Origin of the sequence: Marichromatium gracile, assembly GCF_004343155.1 — a bacterium.
Taxonomy (GTDB): Bacteria; Pseudomonadota; Gammaproteobacteria; order Chromatiales; family Chromatiaceae; genus Marichromatium; species Marichromatium gracile.
The window spans coordinates 486,108-502,801 of sequence record NZ_SMDC01000002.1; the positions used below are offsets into that span (position 1 = coordinate 486,108).

Below are 16,694 nucleotides of genomic sequence, written 5' to 3' on the forward strand. Positions count from 1 at the left end.
GCCGGGATTGACCGGGGCCAATCGATGGTGTCACACGATGCTATAGCATGGGGATGTGTACGGTCTTTCGGCAAGCTTGTGGCGATGGACTCGACGAGGTCGCCGTGGTTGGATGATCGTCGCAGAGACCGCGGTGCGGAGACGAGAGGAGCCAAGATGTTTCAACAATTCTACCGCCGATGGCGCCGGCGAGGTGCATCTGTGGCAGCTGTGCGCCACGCGTGCCGATGCCACCCCCGGCGAGCCGTTGTGGCGGCGTGTCTACGACGCGGCGCTGATCGATGTCACCCAGGGTTGTCTGGGCACGCGCGCCTACTGGGACGAGGCCGAGTTCCTCAGCCTCAGCCAGGATTATTTCAGCGGTTGCTGGGCACGCCAGGACCAGACGCGGGTCGACGAGCTGCTCGCGCGCGGTGACCTGCTCGGGGTCGAGCAAGGTTTTCGGCTGATCGAGTCGGCGCCGGCACTGGTGGCGTTGTTCGTGGTGCGTCGCCCCGCCGATGCCCGGCTGTGGGCGCGCTACCGCGCCCTGCGCGACGATCCGACGCTCGGACCGGCCGAGCAGAAACGCGCTTTCCGCGCCTTCAAGCGTGCCTTCCACGAGCGGGTGATCCAGGTCCATGTTCGCGATGGCGAGGGGATCGACCGCGACGAGATCAACCGCATCGAGGCCGGTCCCGCGACCTATGATCGCGCCGCCGGCTTCGTCGCACTACCCATCGAGGAGTCATCATGCATCTTCTAGCCGAGATCCCCCAGGCTCGGATCGGTCTGCGCTGGGATCGCGAACTCAGCGGCGAGGCCGAGCCGCGTATCCGCCAGCTACGCGGTGCGTTGGGTAACACCTTTCGCGAGGACGCGCTCTTCCACCAGCACGACCCGGCCACCGGTCGGCTGCTCTTTCGCTACCCTCGGGTGCAGTATCGCTGGCACGCGGGGCAGGGGCTGGTGGTGGGTTGGGCCGAGGCGGTGCAACGGTTACTCGATCTGCCCTGGCTCGATCTGAGGCTGCGCCTCGGCGACGAGCCGGTACAGGTGACCGATGCCACGGTACGCGCCGGGACCGGGACCTTCGGCGTGGCGACGCGGCTGCTGCGCTATCGGTTCGACACCCCGGTGCTGTTGTTCAACCAGGAGAACTATCGGCGCTATCGCCAGCTCGATGCGCCGGCCCAGCGCCGTGAGTGCGAGCGGTTGCTGACCGCGAGCCTGCTGATGATGCTGCGCGGTCTGGGGGTCACCTTCCCGGAGCGGCTCTATGTGACCTTCATCGCCCACCGCCGGCGCACCTGTCACTACAAGGGTGAGCGGTTGCTCGGGTTGGTCGGTGAGTTCGCCACCAACGCCGTGCTGCCCGACGGCGTGGCCTGTGGGCACGCCGTCAGCCATGGCTATGGCTGTCTCGTCGCCAGCGAGTGACGTCTTGGGGCGGTGTGCCCCGTCACTGCTTGGCTGAGCGTTGTTCGGGCCTGTGCCCGGGAGTCGATCGATGGAGTTGATCCTCACCACCTTCGGGACCTATCTGCACCGCCGGGGCGAGCTGTTCGTGGTGCGCATCAAGGAACAGCAGCAGGAGGTCGCCGCACGCAAGGTACGCTCGATCCTCATCACCACCGGGGCGAGCCTGTCGACCGATGCCATTCAGCTGGCAATCGAGAAGAACATCGATATCGTCTTCCTCGACCGCGTGGGTGATCCCTACGCGCGGGTCTGGCATGGGCGTCCCGGCTCGACCACCGCGATCCGCCGTGCCCAGCTACGGCTGGCCGATACCGAGGCGGGCCTGCGCCTGGCGCTCGGCTGGGTCGTGCGCAAGCTCGACAACCAGATCCGCTTTCTCGGCGAGGCGCGCTCGCGGCGCAGCCGGTTGAGCGCCGAGCTGACCCGGCGCATCGAGGCGCTGCGCGTTCATCGCGACGCGCTCGATGCGCTCGACGGGCTGCTCGACGCGCAGCGCGAGACCGTCATGGGGATCGAGGGACGGGCGGGGCGGACTTACTGGGAGGCGGTGAATCTGCTGCTGCCCGAGTCGCAGCGCTTCGACGCGCGTTCGCGCAACCCCGCGCGCGATCCCTTCAACTGCCTGCTCAACTACAGCTACGGGGTGCTCTACGGTACCGTCGAGCGTGCCTGCATTCTCGCCGGGCTCGACCCCTACGTCGGTTTCGTTCACACCGACCACTACCGCAAGAAGTCGCTGGTCTTCGACCTGATCGAGTGCTATCGCATCTGGGCCGACGAGACCGTGGTCGGGCTGTTCGCCGCGCGCAAGGTCAAGCCCGAGCTGTTCGACCCGCTGCACAACGGGCTGATCCTCAACAAGCAGGGCAAGGCGGTGCTGATGGAGCGCTTCGGAGCCCATCTCGATGAGCAGATCCGTTATCGCAACCGTCGTATCAAGCGACGCGACAGCGTACAGCTCGACTGCCATCGACTCGCCAACGACTGGATCGGGAGGGGGCCTGATGAAGACGACTGAGACCCTGGTGTGGATCATCTACGACATCGTCGCCGACAAGCCGCGCGGGCGCATCGCCAAGCTGTGCAAGGAGGCCGGTCTCTACCGAGTACAGAAATCGGTGTTCCTCGGCACCATCGAGCGTAACCGGCTCGACGAGCTGCGGCTGCAGGTCGAGGAGCAGATCGATTCCGAGGTGGATTCGGTCTACATCTTCCCGCTGTGCGAGAGCGACTTCAGAAAGGTGGTGGTGCTCGGTCAGGCCTTCGACAAGCGCTTGGTGACCGACCAGGTGCGGGCGCTGTTCCTATGAGCGAGTGGTCCGACGACACCGAGACGACGCCGATGGTGACGCCGTCGGAGGTGCTCGAACACGTCTATTGCCCACGCTTCACCTGGTTCATGAACGTGCAGCACATCGCCCAGCACGAAGACCAGCGCTACAAGGTGTTGCGTGGGCGCGAGGTACATCGGCGCCGCTCGGTCGAGAATCGCGATTATCTGCGTCGGCGCATCGGCGCCACCCGACGCGAAACCGAGGTCTATCTGGCATCGCCGAGGTTGCGGCTGCGCGGTATCGTCGACGAGGTGCTGTGGCTTGCCGACGGCACCATGGCGCCACTGGACTACAAATACACCCCGCGCCGCGAGCAGGTGTTCAAGACCCATGAAACACAGATCCTGCTGTATGCGATGCTGATCACCGAGACGTATGGGTTGCCGGTCGAGCGTGGGTTCGTCGCCTATATTCGCGACGGCAGCCATCTGATCGAAGTGCCCGTGAGCACGGTGAGGATCACGCAGACCCGGCATCTGATTGACGAGATCTTTGATATCATCGAGACAGGCAGACTACCGGCGCGCACCCGCTCGCCCCTGCGTTGTGAAGACTGCTGTTACAAAAATATCTGCGCTTGATCGCCCGTGTATTGCAAGTCTTTGAATGTTTTGATTTTTTGTGAGTTTTTTCGATGCGGGGAGCGCTTTTTTCAGGTGTTTTTCAGCCGATTCCCACTCTGAAACGCACTTTTAGAGCACTTGTTTTTCAGGGTTATGTAACTGAATTTTATGATTTTTTAGAGAATTTGCGGCCGCAATGCTCAATCCACTACAACAAGGATTGAAACCGCTGGGCGGCGACACGGCGGCGCTGGCTCGCGCGGCCGCAATGCTCAATCCACTACAACAAGGATTGAAACTAGCCGCGCGCGAATGCCGTCCAGTCGCGCCGGCGGCCGCAATGCTCAATCCACTACAACAAGGATTGAAACCGCAGCGGGGTAATCAGCATCGTGCCATCGGGGAAAGCCGCAATGCTCAATCCACTACAACAAGGATTGAAACACCAAGCGCGCGGTGTCCGGGTGCCCGATCGCCGATGCCGCAATGCTCAATCCACTACAACAAGGATTGAAACATCGCCTCAACCTCGACATCCGGCCGCGCCATGCCGCGCCGCAATGCTCAATCCACTACAACAAGGATTGAAACATCGAGGCGGTCGCCTCGTGGCCGTCGGCTACGGGCGCCGCAATGCTCAATCCACTACAACAAGGATTGAAACACTTTCGAGACTCAAGCCCGGACGATTGTCCGAGCGCCGCAATGCTCAATCCACTACAACAAGGATTGAAACTCGAGGATTTCGGCGCGGCCGTGTTGATCGAGAACATGCCGCAATGCTCAATCCACTACAACAAGGATTGAAACAAGGATTGGCCGAGAGCTTGGGTCGGTTCAGTCAGAGCCGCAATGCTCAATCCACTACAACAAGGATTGAAACACCAGGCCGGGATAGCGCGCGGCCAGCGCGGCGCGGGCCGCAATGCTCAATCCACTACAACAAGGATTGAAACCAGGCTCACGTCGCCGCCGCGGACATCGCCATTGGCGCCGCAATGCTCAATCCACTACAACAAGGATTGAAACCTCGGTGATAGCCATATCAATACCCCCCCACCAGCAGGCCGCAATGCTCAATCCACTACAACAAGGATTGAAACGCGGCGAGGCCGCGGCGAAGCTGGATGCGTTGGGCGCCGCAATGCTCAATCCACTACAACAAGGATTGAAACCGCGACGCTCGCGAAATAGACGACGCTGCTCGGGATGCCGCAATGCTCAATCCACTACAACAAGGATTGAAACCCCAAGTGACCGCGCCGAACTCGATGCCAACCTGGGCCGCAATGCTCAATCCACTACAACAAGGATTGAAACACACCCTGGGTCGACGCGCCGGCGACCTTGGAAGAGTGCCGCAATGCTCAATCCACTACAACAAGGATTGAAACAAATGCTGGCCACCGACTGCACGGGTCAGCGGCTCGCCGCAATGCTCAATCCACTACAACAAGGATTGAAACATTAGTAGTTGCATATCAGACCGCGAGCCTGAAAAAGCCGCAATGCTCAATCCACTACAACAAGGATTGAAACCTGAATTGGGCTGCTGTCATTGATGACGGTGTTGTGCCGCAATGCTCAATCCACTACAACAAGGATTGAAACACCAGGATGCGGCGCAGATGGTGGCCGAGGCGGAAAGGCCGCAATGCTCAATCCACTACAACAAGGATTGAAACCAGGATGAGCCGCACGGCCCACACTGGGCCAAAAAGCCGCAATGCTCAATCCACTACAACAAGGATTGAAACATCCTCCCTCGCCTTCCAGGCAGCGGTGAAACTGCCGCCGCAATGCTCAATCCACTACAACAAGGATTGAAACCGCAACACTCGCGAAATAGACGACGCTGCTCGGGATGCCGCAATGCTCAATCCACTACAACAAGGATTGAAACCTCTTTCACAATGCGGCCCAGACCGAGAGAGAAAACACGCCGCAATGCTCAATCCACTACAACAAGGATTGAAACGAAACTCGAGGTGTGTGGCGCGCCGCCCGTGAAGCGCCGCAATGCTCAATCCACTACAACAAGGATTGAAACGCACACATGCTGCTCACGCGCCCGCTCACCGTGGCGATGCCGCAATGCTCAATCCACTACAACAAGGATTGAAACATGAGGTACCAGCAGACATAGGCGGCTTTCGCCTGGCCGCAATTCTCAATCCACTACAACAAGGATTGAAACGCGACGATGAACTGTCGATGGAGATCGTGCTGATCGCCTCAATTCTCAATCCACTACAACAAGGATTGAAACATGACCGAGAGGCTATGGATGGTCGGGGTCGAGACGAGCCGCAATGCTCAATCCACTACAACAAGGATTGAAATCGGGTGGCATGGTTCCGGACCGGGCGGGCGCTCAACCGCTCGTCTCCCAGATCGGTCGTGATCAACTCGGCGGCGGCCCAAATCATCTCACGCGTTCTGCTCTGCTGATGACTACAAGGCGATCAGGATAGCTGGTGGCGGTAGATAAGTATGTGTAACGAGATGAGTTCAAGAACTAGGCAGTCAAGCGGGTGAAATCGGCTCTCAGCTATTGATCCCCCGTCGAGTTCATGCAACATTGGCAGGCGAGTCAGAGTCGCGACCAGACGGGCGCATGAGACCAACACCTTGAGGGACGAAAAAAGGGAACCTCAGGAGGAAATAGGCATGTTCGGGGCAATGCGGGAACTGGCGTTATTGGAACTGAACCGTCGCTGCGGAGAAACCGCGCTTGGCTTGTCTGAGATCCGTGCGCGACATGGCGAGCAACTTGCTCCACTTCTCGTCGAGGCCGCTGAAAAGGTCGCGCGCGTTTATCTGCTACAAGCAGTTCCGGGTCAACCGGATATGGTCAAGATGTGGGTCGAGGATTTGGATGAGGATAAGCGTCTTCGATTGCCGTTCAACAAGCCTAGCGGTGCCCAGTCATCCGCTTTGGGTCCCGTCTTCAAGCGCACCAGCAAGCCGAAAGGTAATCCTCCGTTCGGGCCAAGCTTGAAGATTCAGAAAACCACGGCTAAGGACTTTGGTGCTCAGGCTAAAGCGGATGCCGTCTGGAGTGACTATTTTCGAGAAATCTGCGCGATCCTGTTTGAAAAGAACGAGTTACGCTATGGCGATGCAGTCTATCCGATCGGTGGACAAGCCGATCCTAACATCCTGTCTGCCGCCATTCGGCTGATTCCAGAAAAGGAGACAGTGTTTCTCAGTGTTGTAGATAGCGAGGGACGCTGGCCGGGCGATCGGCCTGAGTATCAAGCCTATCTGGCCCAGGCACTGGCCTCGATCAAATACGTGACGGGTGAGGCGCGCGAGTACGGTCCCGCCGACTGTCCGCTGTGCGGTGCGCGCGGCGTCACCCTCTATCCCAATCTGCGCGGTACCGGGATCAATTTCGCCAACATGGACCGGGCCGGCGCCTTTCCTGGGCTAGACACCGGTGATGCCTGGAAGGGCTATGGCCTCTGCCTGGATTGCGCCGACCTGCTCTATGTTTTCAAGAACCATCTGCTCGGTCAGCAGTTTCTCGGCAGCGTCGCGGGCGACAAGGCCCTGCTGTTGCCCAGCTTGCTAGGCAACCCCGATGGTCGACGGCAATTCATGGAGGACTGGCGCAAATATCTGCACCATCTGGAGAGCAACAAGGTTTCGTCCTACGAAAAAGACCTGCTGGAATTCGTCCAAGACCGCGAAGACGCTCAGATCGTGTTGCACATCCTCTGGGCGACCTTCGGCCAGGTGGTCGATGAGGTCCGTGGCCTGGTTAATGACATTCTGCCGTCACGCCTGCGCCGACTGACACAGGCCAACCGACAGGCCAAAGACTGGCTACATCCGCTCGCACCGCGCTATCCGATGGATGAGGCCGCGTTCGACCTTGGTCTGAACATGTTGCTTGCGCTCCTCAAGCGGCCCGGCGGACGTCGTGCAGCCAGTGCCAACGAGAGCAGCCGGTTGTTCACCATAAAACGCCAGCTCGCCGAGTCCATCTACCACGGCACTCCATTAGGGGCGGCACAAGCTGGATTCTGGAGCGAGATTCTGACCACGGCCCGTTGGTATCTCGACGATATCGCCAACTCGGACAGCGCCTGGGGGCTGCTGCACGAAGGGCATAGCGAGAAAGGTAAGAAACAAACGCGTTACTGGACCCTGGCCGGTTGGATCAGACACCTGGCCCGCCTGCTCTATTACCTAGATCTGACAGGAGTGTTACCCATGGAGACCACCGCCGACCCGTTCGAGCCGACCCTGCCGACGCTCAAACCCTATTTCCAGCCGGGTTCGGGCCTGAGCAGTCCCGAGCGGGCCTTTGTCTTTCTGCTCGGCATCCTCTACGGCAAGGTGATCCAGGTCCAGGCGGCGCGCGGGGTCAACGTTGCCGCCAACGCCTTGACCTGGCTCAAGCGTCTTCGTCTCGACGGCCGCGATTTGCCGGATCTCTATAACAAGGTTCGCGAAAAACTCCTGACCTACGAGGTTGAGGGCAACGCCGACGTTCGTGCCATCGTGCAGGATCTGGGGCGTCTCGGCGCTGGGCGTTTGGGGGACAGCATCACCCTGGATCAGACCGCGACCTGCTATTTCCTGTTGCTCGGCCAGTCGGTGACGGCCGAGGTTCTGCCGTCCAAAGCCAAAAAGAATGAGGAATGATTCCATGACGACCCTGTCTTCGCGCCGCGAACTGCTGTTTCTCTACGACATTCGCATGGGCAACCCTAACGGTGACCCGGACGAGAACCGTCCGCGCAGCCTGCCCGATGGGCGCTTCTATGTCACCGACGTGCGCCTCAAGCGCTTTGCCCGCGACTATCTTGCTGCCCAGGGCCAGGAGATCCTGGTCGGCAACATCGAGGGCCGCACCACTAACCTGACCGGCCGGGTCGCGCATCACCTGGAGACGATCGGCAAGGCCAAGGCCAACGGCGAGGAATTGGTGAACATCCTGCTCGACAGCTTCGTCGATGCGCGCTGCTTCGGCTCCTCGCTAGCGTTCAAAAAGCAGGACGGCTGGGAGCCCAAGCCCTCGCCCAAGACCTTGACCGGTGCGGTGCAGCTCAACATGGGCGAGGTGTTGCACGAGGCCAGTGAAATCCAGATCCAGGGCACATCCGTGTTCGGCAGCGACGAGGACAAGGCGCAGGGCACCTTCACTAACTATGCCGCACTGCGCTATGCCCTGATCGCCTTCCATGGTGTGGCCAACGAGCATGCCGCGAAGAAATCGCGTCTGAGCGACGCCGACTACGACACCTTGCTGCGTGCCTTCTGGAACGGTGTGCGCGCCGCTGGTAACACCCGCACCAAGGTCGGTCAGGTTCCAAGGCTGCTGGTCTCGGTCGAGTACAATCCGGGCGAGGAATTCCAGTTCGGCAACCTCATGGACTACGTCAAGCTCCAGGCATCCGCCGGTAAGGCGGAGCGGACTTGGGCCTCGCCGGACGACTACCGAGTCGACCTCACGCGCTTACTCGAGCGGCTCGATGGCCAGCGCGCGCGCATTAACCGTGTGCGCTGCGAGGTCTCGCCCGACCTGTGCTTCACCGGCTCGGGGCTTCCAGCCGACTGGCAACCCCTCGGCTTCGACCGACCGGCGTGAGTGATGCCATGGACACCCTCAGCTTCGATTGGTCGGCCAAATACGGCCACTTCCTGCGAGCCGAAGCGACCGTCAACGCGCTCAGCTATCCCATGCCGCCCCGCACCGCCGTCTTGGGTCTGCTTGGCGCGATCCTCGGACTGGAAAAGGATGCCTTGGCGGTCGATCTGGCTGAGACACGGGTTGCGGTGAGCGGTCCGATGCCACGTCGCTTCTGGCATCGAGTCAAGATTCGCAAGCATCCCCCCGCTGCCTTGTCACGCGAGGTCAAGCGCACCCAGCGCGGCGCGGAACGCCCGACACAGGAAAAGGCAACGCTGCTAAATCAGGAATGGCTGCTCGCTCCGCGCTACCGGGTCCATGTCGCCTGGCCCGACCAGCCCGATCGCTTCGACGAGCTGGCCGGGCGCATCCGCGATCGGCGCTGGCACTTCACGCCTTGCATGGGGCTGTCCGAGCTGCTGTGTGATGTCGAGTTCATCTCCCGTCAGCATGCCGTTGCGCTTCCCGTGGGGCGGCATCTCGTTCAGGGTATCTGTTCGGCGAGCGAGGTACGCGTTCTGGCCGAGGAGGAGGTGGCTGTGCATCTGATGCGGATGCCGCGTCACGTCAGTGCGGAGCGTGTATTCCAGCATGCGTCCTATTACCTAGAGCATCGCGGTCAGCCGTTTCCGGTCGATACCCAGGCCGCGTGGCGAGTCGGAAACTGGACGGGGCTCTTTCTATGAGCGATGCCGAGCTGCTATCGCACTTCGAGCCCACTCTGCGCTTGCCTCAGCACCTGGCACAAGTCCGCGCAGCAGGGGAGTTTCTGCTTGCGGGGCATTCGCTCAGAGTCCGTACGCAGCGCCCTGAGACCGCGATTGTGCTGTCGGCCCTGGTTCGGGGTCACGATCTCGGCAAGGGTAGCCTAGCCTTCCAGGACTATATTGCCGATCCCGCCCGCTATCGCGGTGAGGCCCATGCCAAAGAACATTCGACTCTATCGGCTGCCCTGATGCTGCTGTGGGCCAAGGCCCAGGGCTGGGACGCCCTGCCGGCCTTGGCCTTGACTCAGGCGATCGCCGGGCATCATGTGGGCTTCGCTACGCTGGATTATCTGGAAGACCGCCTGATTCTCGAAGAAGGCGATGCACTACTGGAGCAGTGGGCCTCGCTCGACCGGCAGGCCCTCGGGCGGGCCAGCGGCCTGGATCTGGCGGCGACGGAGGGCGACTTCGAGGACGCCCGCCGCTGGCTGTTTCGCCGCCAGCGTGTCGGCGAGCGTCTGCAAGCCTTGCCGCTCGCCGAGGCGGTTGGCTTCCGCCTCTGGAGCCAGTTCCTCTTTGCGCTGCTGCTGGAGTCGGACAAGGCGTTTCTGGCGCTGCGCGAGGAGCAGTTGCGGCGCTACTTCCAGCAGCCGCGTCCACAGCTCGCACCCGAATGCGTCGACGCCCGACTGGCAGGCTTACCCGAGACGCCCCTGAACCGTCTGCGCGATGAACTGCGCACCCAGATCCTGACCACCACCGATGCCGAGCATCCCTGTTGCACCCTGACCCTCCCCACCGGCACCGGCAAGACCCTGCTGGCGGCCACCTGGGCGCTGGCCCAGCGCGCCCGGCTGGCCGAGGACGGCCCGCCACCGCGCATCATCATCGCCTTGCCATTTCTCTCCATCGTCGACCAGACCGAGCAGGAATACCGCACCCTATTGGGGCTGGACCCCGCCGGCTGCGCCCAATCCGATCGATTGCTCGCCAGCCATTCGCTCTCGCACGCCGAGTACGAGGTGGAAGGCGCCGCGCTCGGCTCGGCCTATACCCGCTTCTATCTCGACACCTGGCGCTCCGAGATCATCGTCACCACCTTCGATCAGCTCCTGTTGGCGCTCTGCTCGCCGAAGACGCGGCATCAGATGCGCTTTCATGCGTTGATGGATGCCTTGATTGTCCTCGACGAGGTGCAGACGCTGCCTTGCCGGCTCTGGGATCTGGTCGACCACGCCTTGCGTGGTCTGTGCGCGGAGAGCACGACGCGGGTGCTGCTGATGTCGGCCACGCAGCCGGCGCTGCTCACTGGCGCGCGCGAGCTGGCAGGCGATGGCGCGCGGGTTGCCGCGATCTTCGGGCAGTTCAGGCGCTATCGGCTTCGGTTTCGTCACCGTGAACGTCAGGATCTGAACGGCTTCATTCAGGCGCTCGTGCCGCGACTGACGGAGTGGCGAGCGCAAGGACGGCGCGTGCTGATCACCCTCAATACACGGGCCAGCGCCAAGGCTGTGTGGCGGGCCGTCAGCGCACAATTCCCGGACATTCCCGTCTGGCTCATCAGCGCCGATGTCACGCCGCGCGACCGGTTGAAGAAGATCGCGGCCATCAAAGCGCTGCGTCCGGGCGAACCGGGCATTGTTGTCTCGACGCAAACGATCGAGGCCGGCGTGGATATCGACATGGACATCGTGATCCGCGACTTTGCGCCGCTGGATGCCCTGATTCAGGTCGCCGGGCGCTGCAACCGCCACAATCGTCTCGGCGATCAGGGTGGCGAGGTCGAGATCGTCTCGCTCAGCAGCCCGAAGGGCCGTGAGTATGCCGGTATCATTTATGATCAGGTCCTGCTCGACGCGACCCGCGAGGTGCTCGCGGAGCAACCAGAGGCCCTGGGTGAGGATGCTGTGTTGGACCTGAGTCGGCGCTATTTCGATCTCATCCGGTCGCGCAAAAACACGGGGGCGGAGCTGACCGAAGCCTTCGCCCGTTGGGGTGAACTGCCGGATATTCAAAGCCTGCTACGGGGAAAGACGGGCGAGCAAACGTCTTTTCTGGCGCTGGCCGAGGATGAGGACTGGCTAAGGCTCGCGCTGGAATGCGCGCTCGCGGTCCCAGACCGCTGGGAGCGCCGCGAAGCGCTGCGTGCGCTGGCGGCCGATATCCAGCAGCGCACCGTCACGGTTTATACTCGCCGTGGTTTTCATCCCGAGGACTATGCCGATCCGATCGGATATTTTTGGCGACTTCGCTCTGGTTACTACCAACCGGATATAGGGCTGGAGCTCGGACTCGACGATGAGGACCCCGCCACATGTATTCTGTAGCTGTTGTGCCCCGACTATACCCGTTCGACCGCCTGCCCCTTGAACTCCAGCCTGTATACCCGCTTCGGGATCTTCTGCATCGTGCTCTCCAAGCGTTGATCGTCAGTCTACGTCAATCCTTGGGGGACGAAATTCAGGGGGGACCTCGGCCTATTCCACAAAAAACCGGCGCGTCTACATAGGGCGCGCCGGTTTCCTTTTGCAGTGATTGGTTGAGTGTTCAGAACCGATCGCAATCACCGGGCATCATCGGGTAGCCGCCGGGCATCGGGCCCGGGCCGTGGTGGCGCATCGGCGCGTGGTGGCCGCGGCGCTGCATCGGGGTGTCGAGGGCGGCGCGCTGCTCCTCGGTGAGGATCTCGGCGACCGCCTCGCGCAGCTCGGTGCGGGTGAGGTCGAGCTGCTGGTGCTGGCGCTGGAACAGCTCGGTGAGCGTCTGGGTCTGCTCGGCGGTGAGGCCGACGCGCTCGTCGAGTCGGTCGACGCGGCGTTCGATGCGTCGCTCGCTGAGCCGGTCGCGCTCGGCGCGCTGCGCGTCGGTGAGCAGCTCGTTGATGCGCTTGCGGGTCTCGAGCTGCTGTTGCTCGCGGGCCTGACGGGCCTCGTCGAGGATGACGCGGACCTGGTCGCGCTGGGCGTCGTCGAGGTCGAGGCGGTCGGCCATGCGCGCCATGGGCATGGGTAACTCGTCGCCCGGGCCGTAGCCGTATCCGGGGCCGAAGGGCATGGCGAGTGCGATCGGGGCGGCGACGACGAGGCCGACGGCGAGTGCGATGCCACGGATGCGGGGGGTGTCGAGTCGGGTGTTCATGATCTTCTGCGCTCCTGCTGGTTGGAATGGGCGCGCCGCTCGGCGGCGGTGGAGCCCGTTTGCTCCGACACCTTCAGGTTAGGTGGGGCGGGTGCAGGCTCGGTGCAGGGATTGCGGAAAGATTGTGGAGACCGGACTCAGAAGCGGGTACGGATGTATTTCAGCGCACGGCTGATCGACAGCTCGATGTTGGAGGGGCCGCTGCGGATGATGAACAGCTCGCGCTTCTTGTCGTCGTGGAGGAACACCGGCGCATCGGCGCGCTCGCACTCGACCGCACCGAGACGCACGCCGTCGAGCTCGAGGAGGAAGAAGCGCACGTAGCGGGCGTATTCGGGGCCGAGGTGTTGGTTGAGCAGGTTCTTGAAGTGCAGCTGGCACTTGTCGTCGTTCTCGAACTTGTCGGCGTCCATGCCGAGCAGGGTGCCGTCGTCGGCCACGCCCATCAGCAGGATGCCGCCCTCGGTGTTGAGGAAGGCGGTCACGCCCTTGAGCCAGGCCAGCTCGATCTCCTTGCCCGGGGTCTTGGTGTGGAGGTTCATCCGCATGGTGGACTTGAACTCCAGGTGCGCGCCCTCGCCGCTGCGGATGAGTTCGCGCAGGTCCTGCTGCGGATGGCGCCGATCGATGGTGAGCCTGGGCAGGTCGCGTAGCTGGCGGCTGTACTTGCGCACCACCACCGAGGCCATGGTGAGGCTGGCGGCGAGGATGGCGAACGCGGTGAGCGCGACGATGTGCCAGCGGCTCTGGAGGATGGTGAGGGTGGCCGAGACCGGCAGCGCGACGGCGACCCAGGCGCCCTCGGGGTGGTCGGTCAGCGGGCGGAAGCCGCCCCACCAGTCGCGTCCGCCGCTGCGAAAGCGCACCAGCCCGTCGGCGGGACGGTCGGCGTCCTTCCAGGCGGCCACGGCATCGAAGGCCAGCGGGCCGCCGAGGCGCTCGTGCGCGGAGAAGAAGCTGGCGGCGCGATCGCTGGCGTGACTGCCGCTGACCTCGGGCGAGGGGACGAAGACGCCGCCGTCGCCGTTGAACAGGAAGCCGTAGCCCCCCGGTGGCAGATCGAGCCCCTCGATGGTGCCGACGATGCGCTCGAGGGTGACGTCGAGCGCGCTCACCCGCAGCTCGCCCGCCTGTTCGCGGGCGATCGCGACCGTGGTGCCGGGGACGCCGAGCGAGGCGAAGATGTAGGGCGCGCTCCATACCTGGGTGTCGGGGTGGGCGGTGGCGTTGCGATACCAGGGGCGGTCGCGGGGATCGTAATCGCTGCCCTGTTCACGGGTCTCGAGCGCCTTGAGCTGAGCGTCCCAGCGGGTGATGCGCAGCCGCTGCGGATCCTCGGGGTCGCGCACCCGGGTCAGCCAGCCCTCGCGGGTACGCCCGAGGAAGTATTCGGCGCCGTCGGCGCCGGCCTCGATGGCGCCGGCGACCTGGGGCATGTGGGCGAGGATGGGGGTGAGACGCTCGTTGAGCGCTTGTTCGTCGAGCGGGCCGAGCCCGGCGCTCTCCATGCCGTCGCGCACGATCAGCAGCTGTTGCTGCACCGGGAGGAGCAGGCCGCGCACCTCGTCGCGCACCAGCGCCGAGGCCGACTCGATGCGGTTGCCGGCGAGGTCGTGCTTGATGTCGTCGATCAGCAACACGTTGATCAGCACCAGCAGGCCGACGGTGCCGGCGACCAGCAGGATGAGATCGCGCAGCAGACGGTTGCGGATCGGCCCGGAGGAGAGGTGCAGCAGCGAGAGCGGGTTCATGGCGCCGGATTATAGCCCAGCGCCCGCGGCTGACCCCAGTGATGGATCAGAGATCGGCGCTGCGCACCTTGTGGCTGATCAGCGGCGCGGGCTTGCCGATGTAGTAACCCTGGGCGAAATCGATTCCCAGGGAGGCGATCTTGCGATAGATCGCCTCGTCGCTGACGAACTCGGCGATGGTCTTGATGCCGAGGCGTCGGGCGAAGTCGACGATGGTCTCGACGATGACCTCGGCATGAGGGTCGGTGAGGATGTTCTTGATCAGCGAGCCGTCGATCTTGAGGAAGTCGATATCGAGGTGGATCAGGGTCTCGAAGTTGGAGTAGCCGCTGCCGAAGTCGTCGATCGCCACCCGTGCGCCGAGGCGCTTGACCTGATCGATGAACGCCTTGATCCGCTCCGGGCTGGAGAAGCCCTCCTGCTCGGTGATCTCGAAGATCAGCCGGTCCATGACGCCGTGCTGGCGCTGCAGTGTTTCGAGGGTGTCGAGGATGTCGCTCTCCTCGATGTCCTCGATCGCGAGGTTGATGCTCAGGGCCAGTTCGGTGGCGCTGAAGCAGGCGACCGACTTGCGCAGCATGCTCGCCGACAGCTCCTTGTAGTTGCCCGAGCGCTTGGAGACGGCGAGGAACTCGGCGGGGGTGTAGAGGGTGCCCTCGGCGTCGCTGATGCGCATCAGTGCCTCGTACTTGCAGATCCGACCGGTACGGACGTCCTGGATCGGCTGGAAGTGAGGCGTGATCCAGTCCTGGGTGATCGCCTTGCGGATGATCCGGGTGGTCTTCAGGTTCTGCTGGTACTCCTTGAGGATCGGCAGGTCCTCCTGGAAGGTGGCGATCTTGGTGTGCTTGAGCTTGGCGTACTTGAGTGCGGTGGTGGCAGCGACGATCGGGCTGGGGTGGCGACTGCTGGCGATGCCGGCGCTGATCGAGGCGGTGATGGTCTCGCCCTTGACGGTCTGCTCCTTGTTACCGAAGCGCTCGACGAAGGCCAGGATGTGCATCTCGAACGCTTCCAGCGCATCGCCTCGGCTGTCGAAGATGGCGAACTCGTCGCCGTTGAGGCGGTAGATGGCGTAGGGCTGGTGGGCGAAGAATTGGCGCAGCAGGGTGGCGGTCGAGCGCAGGAAGTCGTCGCCGGCGTTCATGCCGAGGAAGTTGTTGACCTCCTTGAAGCGGTCGATGTCGAGGATCGCGAGGTTGAAACTGGCGGCGTGCTCGATGTCGTAGATCAGGCGCTGGCGCGAGAGCAGGCGGGTGAGGCTGTCGTAGTTGGCGCGCTGGTTGAGTTGGGAGATCAGCTCGGCGATGTTGTCGTAGAAATAGCGGCTGAGCTTGCCGAGTTCGTCGTTGCTGTGGGGGCGATTCCTGAGCTGCAGCGCGACCGGGTCCTGGCTGTGCATGCGCTGCATGTCGTCCATCAGGGCGTAGATGGGGTTGATGATGTTGCGATTGATCTGGCGCGCGGTCAGGCGAACCAGGATCAGGGTGACGAACAGATAGATCAGGGTCTGGACGATGATGCTCTCACGGGTGGCGCTGGCGATGTCCTCGTGCAGATGCTCGCGGGTCTCGTGCAGCTGGCGTCGTTTCTCCCCGATGAGTTGCTGGATCGGCGCCAGGGTGTATTCGACCTCGAGCCGACCGATCGACTCGTCGTTGTAGACGATCTCCAGGGTGCGCGGCATGCAGCCGCTCACCCCCTGGCGGCGCGCGCTGGCGATCGCCTCGTGGGTGAGGTTGTCGATCACTGCGATCGAGCACACCGCCTGGTGCTGGACGAGCTTGTCGGTCTTGTCCTGGAGCGAGAGCAGGTTGAGATTGTAGAGTTCGTGGGCGACGGTGAGGGCCATCATCTGCAGGTAGTGCTCGATGTCCTCCTCGAACTTGTCGACCATGGCCGTGTGTTCCTGCTCGATATAGTCCTGCAGGGTGCTGAGGCTGCTGCGCTCGATCGCCGATTCGAGCCGGAACGAGTTGTAGAGCTGGAGGAAGAAGAGGACGCACATCAGCAGCAGCGTGATCACCGAGATCACGAATATCAATTTGAATTTGATGGAATTCTTATGAATCATGCTGCTCAACTTCTCAGTCTGC

Annotated in this window: 12 protein-coding genes and 1 CRISPR repeat array; of the genes, 9 read left to right on the forward strand and 3 right to left on the reverse strand. The window is 62.5% G+C overall.

What is annotated here, in order from left to right; all coding sequences use genetic code 11:
• Nucleotides 1–112 precede the first annotated feature (112 nt).
• The 9 genes from EDC29_RS05165 (at nucleotide 113) to cas3 (ending at nucleotide 12,036) form a co-directional block, all read left to right on the forward strand.
• Entirely contained in the window at nucleotides 113–745 is a 633-nt protein-coding gene (locus tag EDC29_RS05165; protein ID WP_132228854.1) for a hypothetical protein, read from the forward strand.
• A complete protein-coding gene (locus tag EDC29_RS05170) occupies nucleotides 733–1,419 on the forward strand; it encodes a CRISPR-associated endonuclease Cas6 (RefSeq protein ID WP_132228856.1) in 687 nt (228 codons plus the stop codon). Before EDC29_RS05165 ends, EDC29_RS05170 begins: the two co-directional genes overlap by 13 nt.
• 70 nt (nucleotides 1,420–1,489) lie before the next feature.
• The gene (gene cas1, locus EDC29_RS05175) at nucleotides 1,490–2,479 is read left to right on the forward strand and encodes a CRISPR-associated endonuclease Cas1 (RefSeq protein WP_132228858.1); all 990 of its coding nucleotides are present in this window, start codon (nucleotides 1,490–1,492) and stop codon (nucleotides 2,477–2,479) included.
• Nucleotides 2,466–2,771 (forward strand): CRISPR-associated endonuclease Cas2, encoded by a 306-nt coding sequence (cas2, locus tag EDC29_RS05180; protein WP_123142755.1) that lies wholly within the window; start codon nucleotides 2,466–2,468, stop codon nucleotides 2,769–2,771. Before cas1 ends, cas2 begins: the two co-directional genes overlap by 14 nt.
• Entirely contained in the window at nucleotides 2,768–3,376 is a 609-nt protein-coding gene (cas4, locus tag EDC29_RS05185; RefSeq protein WP_132228860.1) for a CRISPR-associated protein Cas4, read from the forward strand. Before cas2 ends, cas4 begins: the two co-directional genes overlap by 4 nt.
• 172 nt (nucleotides 3,377–3,548) lie before the next feature.
• Nucleotides 3,549–5,701: direct repeats of the CRISPR family, unit length 37 nt; unit sequence GCCGCAATGCTCAATCCACTACAACAAGGATTGAAAC.
• Between the two features lie 327 nt (nucleotides 5,702–6,028).
• Nucleotides 6,029–8,014, forward strand: a complete 1,986-nt coding sequence (locus EDC29_RS05190) for a TM1802 family CRISPR-associated protein (protein WP_132228862.1) — start codon at nucleotides 6,029–6,031, stop codon at nucleotides 8,012–8,014.
• 4 nt (nucleotides 8,015–8,018) lie between these two features.
• Entirely contained in the window at nucleotides 8,019–8,960 is a 942-nt protein-coding gene (gene cas7b / locus EDC29_RS05195) for a type I-B CRISPR-associated protein Cas7/Csh2 (RefSeq protein ID WP_200189253.1), read from the forward strand.
• A gap of 8 nt (nucleotides 8,961–8,968) precedes the next feature.
• Entirely contained in the window at nucleotides 8,969–9,688 is a 720-nt protein-coding gene (gene cas5, locus EDC29_RS05200; RefSeq protein ID WP_132228864.1) for a CRISPR-associated protein Cas5, read from the forward strand.
• Nucleotides 9,685–12,036 carry a CRISPR-associated helicase Cas3' gene (gene cas3 / locus EDC29_RS05205; protein WP_132228866.1) on the forward strand — a complete coding sequence of 784 codons (2,352 nt, stop codon included), beginning with the start codon at nucleotides 9,685–9,687 and terminating at the stop codon, nucleotides 12,034–12,036. Before cas5 ends, cas3 begins: the two co-directional genes overlap by 4 nt.
• A gap of 220 nt (nucleotides 12,037–12,256) precedes the next feature.
• Here the strand turns inward: cas3 and EDC29_RS05210 are convergent, their stop codons facing one another.
• The 3 genes from EDC29_RS05210 to EDC29_RS05220 all read right to left on the reverse strand — a co-directional run bounded on the left by EDC29_RS05210 (nucleotide 12,257) and on the right by EDC29_RS05220 (nucleotide 16,633).
• Nucleotides 12,257–12,847: a Spy/CpxP family protein refolding chaperone gene (locus tag EDC29_RS05210; protein WP_123139621.1), complete on the reverse strand. Its 591-nt coding sequence runs from the start codon at nucleotides 12,845–12,847 to the stop codon at nucleotides 12,257–12,259.
• A 137-nt stretch (nucleotides 12,848–12,984) separates the two neighbouring features.
• Nucleotides 12,985–14,598 carry an RNA-binding domain-containing protein gene (locus EDC29_RS05215; RefSeq protein ID WP_123142756.1) on the reverse strand — a complete coding sequence of 538 codons (1,614 nt, stop codon included), beginning with the start codon at nucleotides 14,596–14,598 and terminating at the stop codon, nucleotides 12,985–12,987.
• Nucleotides 14,599–14,644: 46 nt separating this feature from the next.
• Nucleotides 14,645–16,633, reverse strand: a complete 1,989-nt coding sequence (locus EDC29_RS05220) for an EAL domain-containing protein (protein WP_165913436.1) — start codon at nucleotides 16,631–16,633, stop codon at nucleotides 14,645–14,647.
• Between the last annotated feature and the right edge of the window lie 61 nt (nucleotides 16,634–16,694).

Coding starts and splice junctions, on each gene's coding strand:
- cas4 (WP_132228860.1), top strand. CDS start 2,768: ATGAGCGAGTGGTCCGACGACACCGAGACGACGCCGATGGTGACGCCG.
- EDC29_RS05190 (WP_132228862.1), top strand. CDS start 6,029: ATGTTCGGGGCAATGCGGGAACTGGCGTTATTGGAACTGAACCGTCGC.
- EDC29_RS05215 (WP_123142756.1), bottom strand. CDS start 14,598: ATGAACCCGCTCTCGCTGCTGCACCTCTCCTCCGGGCCGATCCGCAAC.
- EDC29_RS05210 (WP_123139621.1), bottom strand. CDS start 12,847: ATGAACACCCGACTCGACACCCCCCGCATCCGTGGCATCGCACTCGCC.
- cas2 (WP_123142755.1), top strand. CDS start 2,466: ATGAAGACGACTGAGACCCTGGTGTGGATCATCTACGACATCGTCGCC.
- EDC29_RS05165 (WP_132228854.1), top strand. CDS start 113: ATGATCGTCGCAGAGACCGCGGTGCGGAGACGAGAGGAGCCAAGATGT.
- cas1 (WP_132228858.1), top strand. CDS start 1,490: ATGGAGTTGATCCTCACCACCTTCGGGACCTATCTGCACCGCCGGGGC.
- cas7b (WP_200189253.1), top strand. CDS start 8,019: ATGACGACCCTGTCTTCGCGCCGCGAACTGCTGTTTCTCTACGACATT.
- cas5 (WP_132228864.1), top strand. CDS start 8,969: ATGGACACCCTCAGCTTCGATTGGTCGGCCAAATACGGCCACTTCCTG.
- EDC29_RS05170 (WP_132228856.1), top strand. CDS start 733: ATGCATCTTCTAGCCGAGATCCCCCAGGCTCGGATCGGTCTGCGCTGG.
- cas3 (WP_132228866.1), top strand. CDS start 9,685: ATGAGCGATGCCGAGCTGCTATCGCACTTCGAGCCCACTCTGCGCTTG.